Origin of the sequence: Plantibacter sp. VKM Ac-2885, from assembly GCF_015351205.1 — a bacterium.
Classification (GTDB): Bacteria; Actinomycetota; Actinomycetes; order Actinomycetales; family Microbacteriaceae; genus Plantibacter; species Plantibacter auratus.
The window spans coordinates 521,703-539,279 of record NZ_JADKSK010000001.1 but is presented as its reverse complement, the minus strand read 5'-3'; the positions used below and the strand labels follow the sequence as shown (position 1 = coordinate 539,279).

16 protein-coding genes and 1 pseudogene are annotated in these 17,577 nt (G+C 69.7%); 9 read left to right on the top strand and 8 right to left on the bottom strand.

The window, feature by feature from the left end; translation table 11 throughout:
* The first annotated feature begins 68 nt into the window (after nt 1-68).
* Nucleotides 69-2,507: a glycoside hydrolase family 2 TIM barrel-domain containing protein gene (locus tag ITJ66_RS02555; protein ID WP_194643217.1), complete on the top strand. Its 2,439-nt coding sequence runs from the start codon at nt 69-71 to the stop codon at nt 2,505-2,507.
* 60 nt (nt 2,508-2,567) lie between these two features.
* Here the strand turns inward: ITJ66_RS02555 and ITJ66_RS02550 are convergent, their stop codons facing one another.
* Nucleotides 2,568-3,323, bottom strand: a complete 756-nt coding sequence (locus tag ITJ66_RS02550) for an SDR family oxidoreductase (RefSeq protein WP_194643215.1) — start codon at nt 3,321-3,323, stop codon at nt 2,568-2,570.
* Between the two features lie 100 nt (nt 3,324-3,423).
* Here ITJ66_RS02550 and ITJ66_RS02545 point away from each other — a divergent pair, with 100 nt between their 5' ends.
* Nucleotides 3,424-4,269 (top strand): helix-turn-helix transcriptional regulator, encoded by an 846-nt coding sequence (locus tag ITJ66_RS02545; RefSeq protein WP_194643213.1) that lies wholly within the window; start codon nt 3,424-3,426, stop codon nt 4,267-4,269.
* 21 nt (nt 4,270-4,290) lie between these two features.
* Here the strand turns inward: ITJ66_RS02545 and ITJ66_RS02540 are convergent, their stop codons facing one another.
* Complete coding sequence (locus ITJ66_RS02540) at nt 4,291-4,707, bottom strand: hypothetical protein (protein WP_137242693.1); 417 nt, start codon at nt 4,705-4,707, stop codon at nt 4,291-4,293.
* Between the two features lie 105 nt (nt 4,708-4,812).
* Here ITJ66_RS02540 and ITJ66_RS02535 point away from each other — a divergent pair, with 105 nt between their 5' ends.
* The 6 genes from ITJ66_RS02535 to ITJ66_RS02510 all read left to right on the top strand — a co-directional run bounded on the left by ITJ66_RS02535 (nt 4,813) and on the right by ITJ66_RS02510 (nt 10,408).
* Entirely contained in the window at nt 4,813-5,382 is a 570-nt protein-coding gene (locus ITJ66_RS02535; protein ID WP_137242694.1) for a hypothetical protein, read from the top strand.
* 62 nt (nt 5,383-5,444) lie between these two features.
* Nucleotides 5,445-6,257: an isocitrate lyase/phosphoenolpyruvate mutase family protein gene (locus ITJ66_RS02530; protein ID WP_194643211.1), complete on the top strand. Its 813-nt coding sequence runs from the start codon at nt 5,445-5,447 to the stop codon at nt 6,255-6,257.
* A 161-nt stretch (nt 6,258-6,418) separates the two neighbouring features.
* Complete coding sequence (locus ITJ66_RS02525) at nt 6,419-6,709, top strand: hypothetical protein (RefSeq protein ID WP_194643209.1); 291 nt, start codon at nt 6,419-6,421, stop codon at nt 6,707-6,709.
* Between the two features lie 196 nt (nt 6,710-6,905).
* Entirely contained in the window at nt 6,906-7,805 is a 900-nt protein-coding gene (locus ITJ66_RS02520; protein ID WP_194643207.1) for a pentapeptide repeat-containing protein, read from the top strand.
* 34 nt (nt 7,806-7,839) lie between these two features.
* The gene (locus ITJ66_RS02515) at nt 7,840-8,373 is read left to right on the top strand and encodes a hypothetical protein (protein ID WP_194643205.1); all 534 of its coding nucleotides are present in this window, start codon (nt 7,840-7,842) and stop codon (nt 8,371-8,373) included.
* Nucleotides 8,374-8,506: 133 nt separating this feature from the next.
* Nucleotides 8,507-10,408, top strand: coding sequence for an FAD-binding monooxygenase (locus ITJ66_RS02510; protein ID WP_194643203.1), 1,902 nt, complete (start codon nt 8,507-8,509; stop codon nt 10,406-10,408).
* 3 nt (nt 10,409-10,411) lie between these two features.
* Here ITJ66_RS02510 and ITJ66_RS02505 read toward each other — a convergent pair whose 3' ends face one another.
* On the bottom strand, nt 10,412-11,458 hold the full coding sequence (locus tag ITJ66_RS02505; RefSeq protein WP_192019633.1) for an NAD(P)-dependent alcohol dehydrogenase: 1,047 nt from the start codon (nt 11,456-11,458) through the stop codon (nt 10,412-10,414).
* 130 nt (nt 11,459-11,588) lie between these two features.
* Here ITJ66_RS02505 and ITJ66_RS19690 point away from each other — a divergent pair, with 130 nt between their 5' ends.
* On the top strand, nt 11,589-12,080 hold the full coding sequence (locus ITJ66_RS19690) for a TetR family transcriptional regulator (RefSeq protein WP_370582637.1): 492 nt from the start codon (nt 11,589-11,591) through the stop codon (nt 12,078-12,080).
* Nucleotides 12,081-12,245: 165 nt separating this feature from the next.
* Here the strand turns inward: ITJ66_RS19690 and ITJ66_RS19685 are convergent.
* The 5 genes and pseudogenes from ITJ66_RS19685 to ITJ66_RS02475 form a co-directional block, all read right to left on the bottom strand.
* Nucleotides 12,246-13,355, bottom strand: a pseudogene (locus ITJ66_RS19685) (acyltransferase); the annotation flags it as partial.
* A gap of 118 nt (nt 13,356-13,473) precedes the next feature.
* The gene (locus ITJ66_RS02490) at nt 13,474-14,142 is read right to left on the bottom strand and encodes a response regulator transcription factor (RefSeq protein WP_137242701.1); all 669 of its coding nucleotides are present in this window, start codon (nt 14,140-14,142) and stop codon (nt 13,474-13,476) included.
* Entirely contained in the window at nt 14,139-15,374 is a 1,236-nt protein-coding gene (locus ITJ66_RS02485) for a sensor histidine kinase (protein WP_228501443.1), read from the bottom strand. Before ITJ66_RS02485 ends, ITJ66_RS02490 begins: the two co-directional genes overlap by 4 nt.
* A 5-nt stretch (nt 15,375-15,379) precedes the next feature.
* Nucleotides 15,380-16,060, bottom strand: coding sequence for a DedA family protein (locus tag ITJ66_RS02480; RefSeq protein ID WP_191940116.1), 681 nt, complete (start codon nt 16,058-16,060; stop codon nt 15,380-15,382).
* Nucleotides 16,061-16,173: 113 nt separating this feature from the next.
* Complete coding sequence (locus tag ITJ66_RS02475) at nt 16,174-17,493, bottom strand: ammonium transporter (protein ID WP_137242704.1); 1,320 nt, start codon at nt 17,491-17,493, stop codon at nt 16,174-16,176.
* Between the last annotated feature and the right edge of the window lie 84 nt (nt 17,494-17,577).

The window sequence follows — 17,577 nt, the reverse complement described above, 5'->3', positions numbered from 1 at the left end:
TTACCGTCGGGATCACGGCGCACGACGCCGAAAGACTTTCGTCATCCCGATCTGCACTGGAGCACGTCATGACCACCATCCCGTTCACCGGCGACTGGATCGTCCGCGCACCCCGAGGCCCCTTCGCCGCTGTCCAGGGCGGCGCTGACGACTCGCGAGCCGTGACCCTCCCGCACGACGCCCTGCGCGACGCCGAGCGGTCGCCGGACGCACTCGCCAAGGGCGGGGCCGCCTACTTCCCCGCCGGCGCCTTCAGCCAGGTGAAGACCTTCGAGGTCCCTGCCGAGTGGTCCGGTCGCATCGTCCGGCTCGAGATCCAGGGCGCGTTCAGACACGCGATGGTGTACCTCAACGACGAGTTCGCCGGCAATCGTGCCGACGGCTTCGCGCGCTTCTTCGTCGAGCTCACCCCGTTCCTCCGCTTCGGCGAGACGAACACGCTGCGCATCGAGACCCGCGCAGGGCAGGACTCCCGCTGGTACGCCGGAGCCGGCCTGCACCGCCCGGTCCTCCTGCACGTCGACGAACCCACGCACATCGAGCCCGACGGTGTCCGCATCACGACGATCCGGGTCGAGGACGACCAGGCGGTGCTCGAAGTGGCGACGACCGTCGTCAACCGGGGTCTCACCAGGAGTGCACGCATCCTCGCGACGGAACTCGCCGGCCCTGACGGGAGCGTGGTCGAGGGCGAGCGCACGCCGGTCACCGTCGCGCCAGGCGATAGCGCGCTCATCCGCCAGCGCCTGTACGTGCCGGACCCGGCCCTGTGGAGCGTCGACTCACCGGCGCTGTACTCGGCGCGGACCTCGCTCGAGGTCGACGACCGACCCGCCGACGAGGCAGCCGTCGTCCACACGGTCCACGGCATCCGCACGGTCACCGTCGACCCGCGCAAGGGTCTCCGCATCAACGGTGAGCCGGTACTCCTGCGCGGGGCCTGCATCCACAGCGACAACGGTCCGCTCGGTGCAGCGTCGATCGCGCGCGCCGAGGAACGGCGTATCCAGCTCCTCAAGGACGCCGGCTTCAACGCGATCCGCGCGGCCCACAATCCGGCGTCGCCCGCCATGCTCGACGCCTGCGACCGCATCGGCATGCTCGTCATTGACGAGGCCTTCGACATGTGGGGCCGGGGCAAGACGGACAACGACTACTCCCTCGACTTCGCGCAGTGGTGGCGGGCCGATCTGGAGTCGATGGTGGCGAAGGACATGAACCATCCGAGCGTCATCATGTACTCGATCGGCAACGAGATCGTCGAGGTCGGCACCCCGCACGGCGCGATCCAGGCGCGGGAACTCGCCGAGCACGTGCGGGCGTTGGATCCGACACGACTCGTGACGAACGGCGTGAACGCGACCCTGGCCGTGCTCGACGATCTGGACGGCATCATGGCGGCGGACCAGGGGTTGAACGAGCTGATGGGCGAAGCGGGCGCGAACATGATGAGCCTCATCGGTTCCTCCGAAGCTGTCACGACGCGCACCGAGGAGTCCAGTGCGGCCCTCGACGTCCTCGGCCTCAACTACGCGGACGGCCGCTACGCGAGCGATGCCGAGCGGTTCCCGCACCGCGTGATCGTCGGCTCGGAGACCTTCCCGACCCAGATCGGCGACCTCTGGCCGCTCGTCGAGGCGAACCCGAACGTGATCGGTGACTTCACCTGGACCGGCTGGGACTACCTCGGCGAGGTCGGCATCGGTGCGACCTCCTACGCTGAAGATCCCGAGGCGAACGGTGCACTCGAGCGCGAGTTCCCGTACCTCACCGCGTGGTGCGGCGACTTCGACATCATCGGCTGGCGGCGGCCGGTGTCGTACTACCGGGAGATCGTCTTCGGTCTGCGGTCCGAGCCGGCCATCGCGGTCCTCCGACCGGAACGGCACGGGCAGACGATCACGATGCAGTCCCCGTGGGCGTGGAGCGACTCGGTCGACTCGTGGACGTGGCCCGGCTTCGAGGGCGCGCCGGTGACGGTCGAGGTCGCCGCCGACGCCGACGAGGTGGCCCTGCTGCTCGACGGTGTCGAGGTGGCGCGCGGGCCGGTGGGTGGGCGCCGGCCGAAGCTCGCCGAGTTCGAGACCGTCTACCGGCCGGGCACGCTCGAGGCGGTCGCGTTCCGCTCGGGCGCGGAGGTCGGCCGCACCGCGCTCGTCTCCGCCACCGGCCCGACCAGGCTCGTGGCGACCGCCGACCGGACCACGCTCCGCGCCGACGACACCGATCTCGCCTTCATCGCGATCGAGCTGCGTGACGCGGCCGGCGTCCTGGTCACCGGCGCCGACCGCGAGGTCTCGGTCAGCGTCGCGGGTGCGGGTCGGCTCGCGGGCTTCGGAACCGGTACCCCGAAGACGACCGAGCGCTTCGACGCGACCACGCGCACCACGTTCGACGGACGGGCGCTGGCGATCGTCCGGCCGAGCGGGGCCGGCGCCATCACGGTGACGGTGAGCGGTGCCGGCCTCGACGACGTCGTCCTGGATCTGGAGGCGGTGGGGCGCTGAGTCGCCCGGATCTGCACAGGATCAAGCGGAGATCAAGCAGATCCGGGCGACCGAGTCCGCCTAGTGCGGGTCGAGGCGGTTGAGCATCGCGACCGTCTGGTCGTACTCGCCCCGGACCTCGGCGTAGCGCAGGAACTTGACGTTCTCGACCTGGATCTCCGTGGCGTCGGGCTGCGACTCGATGAGGCCCATGACCTCGTCAGCGAACGCGTCGAGTGGCATCGCGAAGTCGCTCTCCTCCTGGCCGGGCATGAGCGAGGTGCGGACGGCCGGCGGGACGAGCTCGACGACGCGGACGCCCGTGGCCGCCAGCTGGAGTCGGATCGACTCGCTCAGCATGTGGATGGCAGCCTTGCTCGCGTTGTAGGTCGGCGTCACCCGCAGCGGGGTGAATGCGAGCCCGGACGAGACGGTCATGATCGTCGCGTCCGGTCGACTGCGGAGCTGCTCGAGGAACGCGCCGATGAGCCGGATGGGCCCGAGGACGTTCGTCGTGATGATCTCCTCGGCGGTCGCGACGAAGTCGGAACCGGTCCAGTCCTCCCCGCGCATGACGCCGGCCATCGTGATGAGCACGTTCAGCTCCGGGTGCTCCGCGATGACCTGCTTCGCGGCGGTTTCGATGCTCGCAGGGTCGGCTGTGTCGATCCGCACGGTGTGGAGGCCGGGCTCGTCGGCGGCGATCGACTCGAGGAGTTCGGTGCGTCGCCCGCCGATGATGACGGTGTTGCCGGCTGCGTGGAGGCGTCGTGCGAGAGCGAGGCCGATGCCGCTCGTCGCGCCGGGGATGAAGACGGTGTTTCCGGTGATCTGCATGCATCGAGTCTCCGTCGGTGACGACGGCCGCACCAGGGTCCGGCCATCCATGGATCCGCGATCCCTGGATCGCCTGGCCGCGGAGGCGGATACTGGCGGGATGGATCGCCCAGCGCTCGCCGACTTCCTCCTCCGACACCGATCGACGTTGCAGCCCGCGGACGTCGGTCTGAGCAGCGGACCTCGGCGACGGACGGCCGGGCTCCGACGCGAGGAGGTCGCGCAGCTCGCAGCGATGTCGACCGACTACTACGCGCGGCTCGAGCAGCAGCGGGGTCCGCAGCCGAGCACGCAGATGCTGGGTTCACTCGCGCGGGCGCTCCGGCTGAGTGCCGAGGAACGCGACTACCTGTACCGGATCGCCGGACACAACGCACCGACCCGCCTCGCAGCGACCGACTACGTCGCGCCGGCGCTCCTGCGCGTCCTCGACCGGCTCACCGACGCACCCGCGCTCATCCTGTCGGCGCTCGGCGAGACGCTCGTGCAGAACGACCCTGCCCGGGCGCTGTTCGGTGATGCGAGCCGGTACCGGGGCCTGGAGCGCAGCGCGATCTACCGCTGGTTCCTGCACCAGGAGGAACGCGAGCGATACCCCGCCGAGGACCGGGACCGACAGAGTCGAGCGCAGGTCGCGTCGCTGCGTGCGGCCTACGGCTCGCTGGGGGCACAGTCGCCGGCGGGCGAGATCGTCGAGGCGCTCACCGGGCACAGTGAGGAGTTCCGACGACTGTGGGCGACGCACGAGGTCGGTCGGCGCTTCGAGGACCACAAGGTGCTCATCCACCCCGAGATCGGCCCCATCGAGCTGGACTGTCAGGCCCTGTTCACCGAGGACCAGTCGCAGGCGCTCCTCGTCCTCACGGCCGCACCGCACACCGAGGCCGCAGGCAAGCTCAAGCTCCTCGCCGTCCTCGGCACCCAGACCTTCGAGGGTGCGCGGTAGCGGAAGCGCCGGCCGAGCGGTTCAGGCCGTCGGTGCCGTCCGCAGCTTCCGACGGCGGACAGCCCCGCCGATCGCGACGCCGACGATCCCGACGATCACCGGGACGACCAGCCCGAGGACGACGACAGCGAGGACTGCCAAGACGAAGCTCGGCGTCAGGCCGCCGCCGATGAGGTCGACCACGAGCAGCGGGATGAACGCCAGCAGGACGAGCCAGGCGAGACCAGGCTGACGCGACACCGCGAGGATACCGACCGCGAGCCAGACACCCGCACCCCAGAGCAGGAGGCCGAGGGTGAAGCGCCAGGAGTCGTACGCCTGGTACGGCAGGAGTTGCGGACCGGGTGCGGCCAGATCCGGGTTGCCGATCACGACCAGCGAGGCGACCACGAGGCCGACGGCGGCGAGCACGAGGGCAAAGACACCGAAGACACGCACGGCTACCTCCTAGGGTCACGAATTCAATCAGGTGTGGCCCAGCCAACCACACCGAGGGGAGATGTCCCCATTCCCTGCCCGTCGCGCACCGCGTACGTTCGAGGGATGGACGACGACGGACACACCGAGACCGGCGAGCAACCACACGCACCGGAGCAGCACAAGCTGCTGATCGAGTGGCTGGAGATCATGCACCCGCGCCTCGCACGATTCGAGGACTTCCTCACACCGCGCGAGGTCGTCACCGATTACTCGCGGGACTCGCTCGTCTCCCTCGAGCGGCTCATCCTCCACCGTTGGCCGGACCGCCACGCCTTCGCGCAGGAGCAGGACACCGATTTCAACGACGGTGCCACGCGATACATCGGCGAGACCTACCTGCGGATCGCCGGGGGCGGGTGGTTCGTGAACCACGATCCGAAGTTTTTGTACTCGGGTCGGCTCTGCATTCTGCTCGACGTCGAGATGCCCGTCCCGATCTCGCCGCTCAACCTGATCATCACGATGTTGAGCCGGCGCACCGGCAATGTCCTCACAAGGATCTGGGACGGGCAGACGAAGAACGTCACCGAGCGGCGTCTCACCGAACCGGGCTGGGAGCCGAAGCGCGAGCCGTTCCCCGGCGCGATCCCGATGTCCCGCTTGAGCTCAGCCCTCACGCCTTCCGTCCGCTGACCCCCTGGGTCTCAGCCACCCACGCGGTCGAACGGCCAGGCGAGATGTGCTGGACTTGCCTGATGACCACACCGCTCGAACGCGCGCTCGCCCTGCAGGCGATGCACGTACCCGGAGACCCGCTGATCCTGCCGAACGCCTGGGACGTCGCCTCCGCCCGCACCGTCCTGGCGTCCGGCGCCCGCGCCATCGCGACGACGAGTGCCGGGGTCGCCTGGTCGCTCGGGTACCGCGATGGGAACGAGCTGACTCGCGACGTCGCCCTCGATACCGTGCGACGGATCGCATCGTCGGTGTCCGTCCCGGTCACCGCGGACATCGAGGGCGGCTACGGAGAGACACCGGACGAGGTCGCCAGCTCGATCGCCTCCTGTATCGACGCGGGCGCCTCCGGCGTGAACCTCGAGGACTCGCTCCGCCCGATCGCGGAACAAGAACGACGGATCGCGGCAGCATGCTCTGCCGCTGACGAGGCGGGTATCCCGCTCTTCATCAACGCCCGGATCGACACGCATCGACTCGGCGACATCGGAGGCGACCGCTGGTTCGACGAGACGGTGACGCGTGCCGCTGCGTATGGACGGGCCGGCGCGAGCGGGATCTTCGTACTCGGAGCCCTCCGAGTCGACACGATCGAGCGGCTCGCCGATGCGACGACCCTGCCGCTCAACGTCGCCTTCGGTCCGGGAACGCTGTCGATCAGCGAGCTCGCGAGAGCCGGCGCGAGTCGCATCAGCGCGGGCTCGTCGATCGCGGAGGCCGCCTACAGCCTCGCGCAGCAGTGGGCGACGGCGATGCTCGAGACGCCCGATGCGGCTCCCGCATCACCGCCCACGCTCGGCTGGGCCGCACTGAACCAGCTCATCCGGGACTGAACGCCCGCGAGCGAAACCCCGCAGCACCGGACTGTCTCCATCGACGCGTCGGAATGGTCGTGCGGCGCGGGAACGCGACCTGGGCTGAGAACACCTCTGCGCTCAGGACGTAGGCAAGCCGGTCGCGAGCGGCCACAATGAAGTCAGGCGGAAGGCGGACCATGGACAATGATCTGCGAGGCGGCACGGATCCGGAGGCGATCCCTGCAGGCATCGTGGGCGCAGTGATCCGGGTTGCGGTCTCCCTCACCCTTGCGGCCATCCTTCTCGCGTTGACTCCGGTTGTTACTGTGTCCGACGGCATACCGTCCTGGGTTGCCATCGTGATGTTCGGAGCCGCGCTGGTGGCCGTCATTGATGGGTTGCGCACATCGGTGATCTGGTGGCGCCAGAAGGCGCCCACCGATTGGAAGACCCGGCTGGCGACGGCGCGATCACGGATCTGGCCGTAGGCCCGATCCGACGCCCTCCGATACCCTGAGGGCAGTGAACCGTTCTTTCGCTCTGTGACCCAGAGGCCTTTCAGCGACACCCGTTCGCTCCTCCCACGAGGGGCGGTGATTTCGTGCGCCCGGAACGGGAGCTCCCTGCGGAGTTCCCCTGCACCCCGGCCCCCACTCGAAACCACTCCGGAAAGAACACCCACGCATGACGTCCATCGACGCTTCCTCCACCCCCTCCGACGACCGCTCGGCTCTTCGCGCGAACTGCGCTGACTGCTTCGCGCTCTGCTGCACCGCCTTCGGGTTCCAACGATCAACCGACTTCCCGATCGACAAACCCGCGGGAACGCCCTGCCTCAATCTGGCGGACGACTTCTCCTGCACCATCCACGAATCCCTGCGCCCACGAGGGTTCCGTGGATGCACCGTCTTCGACTGCTTCGGCGCGGGCCAGCTCGTCTCGCAGGAGCTCTTCAGCGGCACGAGCTGGCGGGAACGCCCCGACACGAGCGCCGAGATGTTCGCCACGTTCTCCGTGGTGCGCCAGCTGCAGGAGATGCGCTGGTACCTCGTCGAAGCCACCGAGCGGACGGCCGCGTCAGACCTGGTGGTGCACGTCAGCCGGCTCCGTACCGGGATCCAGCGGACGCTCGACGGTGGCACCTCCGGGATCCTCGCCTGCGACGTCGAGTCCCTCCGCGCTGACATCCGAAGTGTGCTGATCGACGTCAGCGAGGAGGCGCGGGGCGGGTACCTGGCCGGCGCCGACACCGAGCCGGGCGACGACCTCCACCCCTCGGCGGACCTCGCCGGCCGCGACCTGCGCGCTCGTCGACTGTGCGGAGCAGACCTGCGCGGGGCTATTCTCATCGGCGCAGACCTGCGTGGAGCGGACCTGGCGGGCGTCGACCTGCTCGGCGCCGATCTCCGCGGTGCACGACTCGACGGAGCCGACCTCTCGGACGCCCTGTTCCTCACCCAGATGCAGCTCAACGCGGCTCTCGGCGACGAGTCGACGCTCCTGCCGACCGCCCTCGACCGACCGGGGCACTGGACGACGGCGCGTCGCGCTTCCTCTCCGACAGATGGGGAGTTGTCCCCGTAGGCCTCGGGCGGCCGTCCCCGATACCGTCGATGACATGATCCGCATGCACCGCACCCTCGCCTTGACCGCCCTCGTCGCAGCGACCGTCGGAATCGCCCTGACCGGGTGCTCGAGCCCGCAGCAAGCCCCCGACGACGCCCTGGCGCTCGGCACGGGTGTGGCCGTCGAGGTCGGGACGGGCGTCGAGAAGTCGTTCGCCATCGACGACGTCCGGGAGGGGAAGCTCAGCGACCTCGCCGAGATGGGCGTGCAGTCGACGCCGTCGGACGAAGGGAAGACCCCGTACTTCGTCACGTACTCGGTCACGCTGACGGACGGCGACATCAAGGACGCCGACCGCTCCGCACTCCCCGTGCCGACGACGGACGAGTGGAAACTCAGCGGCACGGGCAGCTACCAGCCCATCAAGGTCTTGGGCCAGTTCGACTGCACCCCGGACGGCAACGCGACGGCCGGGGTGTCCCCCGACGCCCCGCTCGTCGCCTGCCAGGCCTTCCTCGGCGACAAGGGCGCCTTGCCCACGGTCATCGAGGTCAAGGACCTCGGCACCTGGGCGACGAAGGACTGAGCTCCCGCGACTCGAGCTGCACCTGCACCGGCGAACGGTCTTCCACCGTGCGCCGGCGCAGGGTAGTGTCTGCCGTGCGATAAGCGAACAGCGTGTTCCATTATCGAATTCTTGACGATGAAGTGAGGAATCGATGCAGTTCCACCACCACGGCTACGTCTCCGGCGATCCGCGGGTCCTGCCCGCAGCGGGCGTCGGGGTCGATCGACCCGAGGACCTCCCGGACGAGGTCGACGTCCTCATCGTCGGCAGCGGGCCGGCGGGCATGATCGCGGCCGCCCAGCTGTCCCGCTTCCCGTCCATCACCACGCGCATCGTCGAGCGTCGACCGGGACGCCTCGCGATCGGTCAGGCGGACGGCATCCAGGCCCGCAGTGTCGAGACCTTCGACGCCTTCGGCTTCGCTGAGCGCATCACCGCCGAGGCGTATCGCATCACCGAGATGGCGTTCTGGCAGCCCGACGCGGAGGACCCAGGTCGGATCGTCCGCGGCGCCCGACCACTCGACGACACCACCGGCGTCAGCGAGTACCCGCACCTCATCGTGAACCAGGCCCGAGTGCTCGACTACTTCGCCGAGTACATGGCGAACGCCCCGACCCGGATGCGACCCGACTACGGGTGGGCGTTCCAGGGACTCGAGATCGACGACGACGCGGAGTACCCGGTCGCGGTCACGCTGCTGGACACGAGCGACGAGTCCGCCGGCGAGACCAGGACCGTCCGCGCGAAGTACGTCATCGGAGCCGATGGTGCCCGGAGTGCCGTCCGCCAGGCGATCGGCTGCACCTTGGCCGGCGACCAGGCGAACCACGCGTGGGGCGTCATGGACGCCCTCGCCGTCACCGACTTCCCCGACATCCGCACGAAGTGCGCCATCCAGTCGGGTTCCGGCGGCAGCATCCTGCTCATCCCTCGCGAGGGCGGACACCTCTTCCGGATGTACGTCGATCTCGGCGAGGTGCCGTCGGGCGGCAGCGAGGCCGTGCGGTCGACCTCGATCGAGCAGATCATCGACCACGCGAACACCATCCTGAGCCCCTACCGGCTCGACGTGAAGCATGTCGCCTGGCACAGCGTCTACGAGGTCGGCCATCGCCTGACGGACCGCTTCGACGACGTCCCGATCGACGAACTCGGCTCGCGCACGCCGCGTGTCTTCATCACCGGTGACGCCTGTCACACCCACAGCGCGAAGGCCGGGCAGGGGATGAACGTGTCGATGCAGGACGGCTTCAACCTGGCGTGGAAGCTCGGCCACGTGCTCGAGGACCGGAGCCCCGAGAGCCTGCTGGCGACGTATTCGGCCGAGCGTCAGGTCGTCGCCCGGGAGCTCATCGACTTCGACCGCGAGTGGTCGAGCCTCATGGCCAAGCGGCCGGAGGAGTTCGACGATCCCTCCGAGCTCGCCGACTTCTACGTACGGACGGCGGAGTTCCCGGCGGGCTTCATGACCGAGTACACCCCGTCGGAAATCGTCGGCGAGGCGACCCACCAGCACCTCGCGAGCGGCTTCCCGATCGGCAAGCGGTTCAAGTCCGCACTCACCTCGCGCGTCGCGGACGCCAACCACTGCCATCTCGGACACCACGCCACGGCCGACGGGCGCTGGCGGATCTACGTCTTCGCGGATGACGCCTCGCCGGCGTCTGGCCGATCGGCGGAGCTCGCCGCCTGGCTGCAGGACGCACCGGAGTCACCGCTCCGCGTGGTGCCCGACGGCGTGCGGGCCGACGACTGGTTCGACGTGAAGGTGGTCTACCAGCAGCGCCACACCGACATCGACCTCGGCGCCGTCCCGCCGGTGTTCCTGCCGCGCGTCGGCCCGTTCGACCTCATCGACTACGAGAAGGTCTACGCCCGCCATCCCGACGTCGACATCTTCGCCGAGCGCGGCGTCGACCGAGCGGGTGCCGTCGTCGTCGTGCGTCCGGACCAGTACGTCGCCCACGTGCTCCCGCTCACGGCCACCGCGGAGCTCGCGGCGTTCTTCGACGGCGTGATGGGACGACAGGCGACGACCGCGAACGCCTGATCGTCAGGCGAGCTCGGCGTCGATGTCGGCGAGGTCCAGCACGAAGCGGTACCGGACGTCGTTGCGGGCCAGCCGATCGAGCGCGACGTCCACGTCGGCTGCCGGGACCACCTCGACGTCCGCTGTCACGCCGTGGGTGCCGCAGAAGTCGAGGAGGTCCTGCGTCCACCGGCGACCACCGCTCCCGGCCGACGTCAGACGCTTCCGGCCGAGGAGCAGGTCCATGGCCTGGATGTCGATCGGGCCGAGGTAGCCGAGCGAGCAGAGCGTCCCGTCGAGGTCGAGGACGCGGAGATACGGCACGAGATCGTGCTCCACCGAGACGGTGTCGATGACGAGGTCGAGGCTGCCGGCTGCCGCAGCCATGGCGTCGGCATCGGTCGAGACCACCACTCGGGACGCCCCGAGCCGCAGCGCATCGGTCGCCTTGCCCTCAGACGTGGTGAAGACGGTGACCTCGGCGCCAAGCGCGCGACCGAGGCGGACGGCGAGGTGACCGAGACCCCCGAGGCCGACGACGCCGAGTCGCGTCCCCTCCCCCACGCCGTTGGTGCGGAGTGGCTCCCAGACGGTGATGCCCGCACACATCAGGGGTGCGACACCGGCCGGGTCGAGGGAGGTCGGGCGGTGGTAGACGAAGCTGTCGCGCACGACGTAGCGCCCGGAGTACCCGCCGAGCGTCGTGCTGCCGTCGACGCGGTCGCGGCCGGCGTACGTGAGCGTCGGGAACTCGACGCAGAAGTTCTCCTGATCGCGCAGACACATCGTGCAGGTTCCGCACGAGTCGACGATGTTGCCGACGGCGACGGCGTCGCCGGGCGCGAAGGACGTCACGTCCGAGCCGACGGCGACGACTTCGCCGACGAACTCGTGACCGGGCACGAGCCCCGCACCCGGGCCCACGGAGGCGAGCGCGTGCAGGTCGCTGTGACAGACGCCGCAGTGCGTGACACGGACATCGACGTCGTCCGGTCGGAGCTCGCGGCGTTCGATGACGGTCTGCTGGAGCGACCGAGGGGCGGCCGTGGACATGAGGGCGGTTGTGCGCATGCGGTCGATACTACCTACTAGTTGGTAGCATCGATACACTCGAGCGATGAACACCGCAGAACAGACTCGTCAGCGCATCCTCGACGCCGCGACCGAGGAGTTCGCCACCCACGGCATCGCCGGCGCACGGGTGGACAGGATCGCCCAGCGCTCAGGCATGAGCAAGCCGATGATCTACGCCTATTACGGCGCCAAGGACCAGCTGTTCGACGCCGTCTTCGACGCGCACGTCATCGCCAACGGCGATCGCGTGCCGTTCACGGCGGCCGAGCTCCCCGAGTACGCGGCCCGGCTGTACGACGACTACCTCGCCGATCCGGCGCTCGCCCGCCTCGTCATGTGGAAGCGGCTCGAACGCGAGAGCACCGGGTACCTCTACAGCGGCCTCGAGGACCACGACCTCCGCCACCTCCGGGACATCGAGGCGGAGCAGCGAGCGGGATCGATCCGTCCCGACCTCGACCCGGCCGACGTCTGGGCGCTGCTCATCTCGACCGCGGCGACGTGGGCGCAGGCGTCCATGACCGTGGTCGCCACGTCCGCAGACGCATCCGAGGTCCACGACCGTCGGCGCACAGCGCTGGCTGCGACGATCCGCGCCGGGCTCTGCACTCAGGAGTAGCGCGGCGAGGATCAGCACCACGGCGAGCGCCGCGCTGAGCACCGTCGTACCGATCACGAGGAGCGCCACGATCGCGCCCAGCCCCAGTAGGACGGCGATCGCGAGGCGCCGTCGTGCACCGATCGCGACCGGAGGCGGAACCGCCTCGACACGGGCGAACACCGTCGCGACCAGTGCGGTCAGTGTCAGTGCCACCGCCAGCCAGAGGGGCCGTCCGAACCACCACCCGAGGCTGTCCGGCGCGGGGAGGGCGATGCCGGTCAGAAGCGCGAACACTGCCGACGCACCGGCCATGGCGAGGAGTACCGGCATGTGCCAGAGGTAGATCGTCATGGCGCGACGGGTGACGAAGTCGGTCACGAACGCGACCCGGCGACGCGCGCTCAGCCGAGTGAGTCGCTCGCGGACGAGCGACAGCAGTGCCGTGTGGGCGACCCCGACGAGGAGCAGCGCCGCGGTGGGCGGGTTGATGTTCGCGATGAGGTCGCTCGAGTACACGCCGGCCCACCAGGTGAGCACGAGGACGACGACCGCCCCGACACCGGCGAGCGCCCGGACACGCCGGCTGAGCGCGCCGATCGAGCCGTCCGCCAGGAAGAACCCGAGTTGCTGGAGCGCGGTCCAGACGAGGACGAGGTTGATGAATCCGAGGGCGTCGACACCAGTGGCAGCACGCAGGACGTCGACCAGCACGGCGGCGATGGCGAGTGACGCGATCGACCGGAGCGGTGCGCGCTCGTGGGCGGCGGCGAGCGCAGGCAGCAGTGCCTGGCAGAGCAGGAAGACGCCGAGGAACCAGAGTGGCTGGCCGAACCGGAAGCCGGCCATGGCGACGAGGTCGGCGGGGACACCGGCCACGGTCAGTATCGCGAGGGCGGCTCCCACACAGCCGATGGTGACGACCGCGGGGAGCAACAGGCGATGGAGCCGCGCGGCGACGAACGCCGAGGCCGGCGCACCGTGCGACCGGTGGCGTCGGTACGCGAGCAGGCCGGCGAACCCGCCGATGACGAAGAAGAGCGGCATGACCTGCAGGACCCAGCTGAGCGGGGCGATCCAGGCGGTGCCGTCACTCGCGTTCTCGAACACCGGACCGGCGGAAGTCACCGTCACGCCGACCATCATCGCGTGCAGGACGACGACACCGACGATGCAGCAGGCACGCACGAGGTCGATGCCGCGGTCACGGTCACCCCGGGTGCGATCGAGCCCGGTGCGGACCGGTCTGGTGCGATCGATTCTGGCGTCGATCGGTGCTGCGTGGGTGATGGCCATGACGGTCCTCCTCGGTGATGTTCGAGGAGGTTACGAACGCGGCACCCGAGGGCACATCACCCGGCGGTGTCGTCGCGCCCCGTACCCAGGGGTGAGGCGCCGACGCGCGGAGTCCGCGTCAGCACGGTGCGACGAGTCCGGTGTCGTAAGCGAAGATGACGGCCTGCACGCGGTCGCGCGCGCCGACCTTGGCGAGGACCTTGCCGACATGGGTCTTCACGGTCTGCTCCGCGATGAACAGGGTCGCGGCGATCTCGCTGTTCGACCGCCCATGGCCGATGAGGACGAGCACCTCGCGCTCGCGCTCGGTGAGCTCCGCCAGTCGCGCGGCGCCATGCGAGGCGCGGGGCTTCTGCGCAGCGAACTGGGCGATCATCCGCCGGGTGACGCTGGGGGCCAGCAGTGCGTCACCGGCCGCCACCACCCGCACGGCGTGCACGAGGTCTTCGGGCAGCGCGTCCTTGAGGAGGAAGCCGCTCGCCCCGGCCTGCAGGGCGTCGTAGACGTAGTCGTCGATGTCGAAGGTGGTGAGCATGATGATGCGGGGGACCTTCGCCGCCGGGTAGCCCGGGCCGAGGATGCGCTTCGCCGCCTCGATGCCGTCGAGCTCGGGCATGCGGACGTCCATGAGGATGACGTCGGGGTCGAGCCGCGCCGACAGCGTGACCGCTTCGGCTCCGTTCGCGGCTTGCCCCGTCACCCGGATCCCGTCGTGGGCGTCGAGGAGCGCGGCGAACCCCGCTCGGACCATGGCCTGGTCGTCGGCGATGAGGACGTCGATCGTCATTGGCGGTCCTTCGTCGAGCTGGATCGGGGGCGAGAGGGCGTCGAGGTCGGCTCGCCGGTGGGCAGCACGGCCGTCACGAGCCAACCGCCGACACCGTCGGGGCCGGCGTCGAGGGTGCCGTCGAGGAGGGCGGCGCGTTCGAGCATGCCGCGGAGGCCGTGACCAGCGCCGTGCTCCCCCGCGCTCTGCGCAGGACCGTTGTGGATGCGCAGCTGCACCGCGGTCGCATCGACTCGGACGTCGACGACGATGGGCGCGCCCGGTGCGTGCCGGACCGCATTGCTCATCGCCTCCTGCACGATGCGGAACGCCGCGATCTGCACGGTCGGCGGGACGGGGACACCCTCGTCGCCACGGTCCATCGAGAGGGTGATGTCGGCGCCGACGCGACGCAGGCCGTCGGCGAGCGCCGGGAGGTCGTCCAAGCCCTGTTGCGGAGCGAGTTCTGCGACCTGGTCCTCGGTGCGCAGGACGCCGAGCAGACGCCGCATCTCGACGAGCGAGCCGCGCGCGGTGGCGGCGATGTCGTCGAACTCCGCCGCGGCGTCCTCGGCTAGGCCGGGCACGCGATACTTCGCCGTCGAGGCCTGCACCTGGATCACGGACATGCTGTGCGCGACCACGTCGTGGAGCTCGCGGGCGATCCGGGTACGCTCCTCGACGAGCACGCGCCGGGACTGCTCGGCGGCGGAGATCTCACGCTCCCGGGTCAGTTCCTCGCCCACCCGGACGCGTCCCGAGACGAGCAGCGCCACGAGATATGCCACCCCCGCGACGGATGACGCGACGATGAGGTCCGCGGCCATGGCTGTCGCGTCGGCGGCGGACGGGACGAGGAGCGCCGCGACGAGCGAGCCCGCGATGCCGACGAGCAACGGGATGAGTCCCAACAGCCAGTCGTGGAGGAAGGTGACGACACCGACGAACACGGCGAAGGCGATGAGCGCGGGCACCGACCATGGCCACGGCCACACCGGATCGTGGTCGGGCGAGGCGACCAGCGGGAGCACGAAGGCCGCCGCGGAGAACAGCACGACCGCGACGCGTGGGAGCACGACGGACAGGAGTGGCGCGCCACAGACCGCGGCTCCGAGGAGGAACGACGCCGGGAGCACGGTGCCGTAGAGGAGGCTCTGGATCGGAACGAGGACGCTCAGCAGGACGACGCCGACGCCCGCGAGGACGAAGAGTCCGACGGTGCGGCGGGAGGTGCCGCGCGCCGTCCGATCCATGAGGGTCATTGTCCCATCAGCGCCAGGGCCGGCGGGTGCTCCTCGGTGTCTGACTCCGCCGGCGTCCCGTCGCCGGCCGCATCGGACCTCTCACGGCGACGACGACGGATGGCTGCGACCCGGTCGACGACCAGGCCGAGGACGAGCGCGACGCCCACACCGAGCACGGAGCTGAGGAACGGCTGGTCCTCGAAGAGCTTGCCGGCGACCACGCCGATGATCGCGCTGTAGGCGGCCCAGGTGGCGCCCCCGATGACACTGAGCGGCAGGAACCGTCGCCACGGGTATCGGAGGGCACCGGCGGACATGTTGACCACGACGCGGCCGACCGGGATGTACCGCGCCCCGAGGATCAGCGGGGCGCCTCGATGCCCGAGCGTCCGCCCTGCCCGATCGAAAGCCGCCGCGATCCGGGGACGCCGCATCCACGCGAAGCGCGTCGTGCCGACCCCGCGGCCGATGAGGTAGGCGATGTTGTCGCCGATCGCCGCACCCACGGCCGCGACGGCGCAGAGGAGCAGGAGGTTCGATCCGCCGGTCGAGACCGCGACGGCTGCCGCGGCGACGAGCACCGTCTCGCTCGGGATCGGCGGGAAGAACCCGTCGATGACCGCGGTCGCGAACATCACCACGTACAGCCACGGTGAGGTCACTGCGTTGAGGATGAGCTCGTTGATGACGTCCATGCTCCGACGCTACGAAGCGGACGGCGCCGCAGCATCACCCTGGGGTATCGCGGACCCCCTACCCCGGTGGTGTTCTGCGGCGCCGCCGGTGCCAGTCCTCGCCGGTGCCGGTCCTAGTCGACGACGGCCGGGACCTTCGGTTCAGCGTGCCCGCGCGGCGCGAGCGCTTCGTGCGTGCTGATCTCGTAGGCGTTCTCGGCGTGGAGGACGACGTCGAGGCCCTGCGCCTCCGTCTCGGCCGAGACTCGGATGCCCATCGTCTTGTCGAGCACCTTCGCGAGCACCCAGGTGATGGAGAAGGTGTAGACGAAGACGGCGACGATCGCGAGCGCCTGCTTGCCCAGGAGCAGGAAGCCGCCACCCGCGAGGAGCCCCTCTCCACCGCTCGGCGCGAGCGGCACGGCGAGGACACCGATGAGGAGGCCACCGACGACGCCGCCGACGAAGTGCAGGGCGGTGACGTCGAGGGCGTCGTCGAAGCCGAGGCGGACCTTGAGGCTGACCGCGAAGTAGCAGACGACCGCTGCGGCGGCACCGATCGCGAGCGAGCCGAGCGGGGTGACCGCACCGCAGGACGGCGTGATGGCGACGAGTGCGGCGATCGCGCCCGAGCAGGCACCGAGGGTGGTGGGGTGACCGTCGCGCAGCTTCTCGACGACGAGCCAGACGATGACGCCCGCGCAGGTCGCGGCGACGGTGTTGAAGACGGCGACGGCGGCGTTGTTGTCCGCGGCACCGAGGGCGCTGCCGTCGAAGCCGATCCAGCCGACGAAGAGCAGGCCGGCACCGAGGAGCGTGAGTGGAAGGCTGTGCGCCTTGGGCTGTGACGGGAAGCCGTTGCGCTTGCCCAGGACGATGGCGAGTGCGAGGGCGGCGACCCCGGAGTTGACGTGGATCGCGGTGCTGCCGGCGTAGTCGATCGAGCCGATCGTGTTGGCGAGCCACCCGCCTTGCACGCTGCCGTCAGCGGAGTCGAAGGCGAAGACCCAGTGCGCGACCGGGAAGTAGACGAGCGTCGACCAGACACCGGCGAAGACCATCCACGCGCTGAACTTCATCCGACCGGCGGCCGCTCCGGCGACGATCCCGATCGTGAGACCGGCGAACATCAGGTGGAGTGCGGCGAGCGCCAGCGGCGGGAGCGCGCTTCCCTCGGGGGCGACGAGCAACTGACCGAGGCCGGGGTACTCGGTGGGGTCGCCGACGAGCCCGAGGCCGCCGAGGCTGTCACCGAAGACCATCGAGTAGCCGAACGCCACCCAGAGGATCCCGACGAGACAGAACGACGCGAAGATCATCATCATCATGTTCATGGTGACGCGACGGCTGACCATGCCGCCGTAGAACATCGCCAGGCCGGGCAGCATGAGTGCCACGGCCACCACCGCCGTCAGGAGCCATGCCGTGTTGCCCGCGATTGCAGCCGTGTCCATCCGGACCTCCAGGGTTCGCGCGGGATCCGAAACGGACGACCGCATTTTCAATAGGTCATCCAATTGTCGTGACGACCGGTTTCA

Coding starts and splice junctions, on each gene's coding strand:
- ITJ66_RS02550 (WP_194643215.1), bottom strand. CDS start 3,323: ATGCAGATCACCGGAAACACCGTCTTCATCCCCGGCGCGACGAGCGGC.
- ITJ66_RS02525 (WP_194643209.1), top strand. CDS start 6,419: ATGGACAATGATCTGCGAGGCGGCACGGATCCGGAGGCGATCCCTGCA.
- ITJ66_RS02530 (WP_194643211.1), top strand. CDS start 5,445: ATGACCACACCGCTCGAACGCGCGCTCGCCCTGCAGGCGATGCACGTA.
- ITJ66_RS02515 (WP_194643205.1), top strand. CDS start 7,840: ATGATCCGCATGCACCGCACCCTCGCCTTGACCGCCCTCGTCGCAGCG.
- ITJ66_RS02510 (WP_194643203.1), top strand. CDS start 8,507: ATGCAGTTCCACCACCACGGCTACGTCTCCGGCGATCCGCGGGTCCTG.
- ITJ66_RS02505 (WP_192019633.1), bottom strand. CDS start 11,458: ATGCGCACAACCGCCCTCATGTCCACGGCCGCCCCTCGGTCGCTCCAG.
- ITJ66_RS02545 (WP_194643213.1), top strand. CDS start 3,424: ATGGATCGCCCAGCGCTCGCCGACTTCCTCCTCCGACACCGATCGACG.
- ITJ66_RS02475 (WP_137242704.1), bottom strand. CDS start 17,493: ATGGACACGGCTGCAATCGCGGGCAACACGGCATGGCTCCTGACGGCG.
- ITJ66_RS02535 (WP_137242694.1), top strand. CDS start 4,813: ATGGACGACGACGGACACACCGAGACCGGCGAGCAACCACACGCACCG.
- ITJ66_RS02480 (WP_191940116.1), bottom strand. CDS start 16,060: ATGGACGTCATCAACGAGCTCATCCTCAACGCAGTGACCTCACCGTGG.
- ITJ66_RS02555 (WP_194643217.1), top strand. CDS start 69: ATGACCACCATCCCGTTCACCGGCGACTGGATCGTCCGCGCACCCCGA.
- ITJ66_RS02520 (WP_194643207.1), top strand. CDS start 6,906: ATGACGTCCATCGACGCTTCCTCCACCCCCTCCGACGACCGCTCGGCT.
- ITJ66_RS02490 (WP_137242701.1), bottom strand. CDS start 14,142: ATGACGATCGACGTCCTCATCGCCGACGACCAGGCCATGGTCCGAGCG.
- ITJ66_RS02485 (WP_228501443.1), bottom strand. CDS start 15,374: ATGGATCGGACGGCGCGCGGCACCTCCCGCCGCACCGTCGGACTCTTC.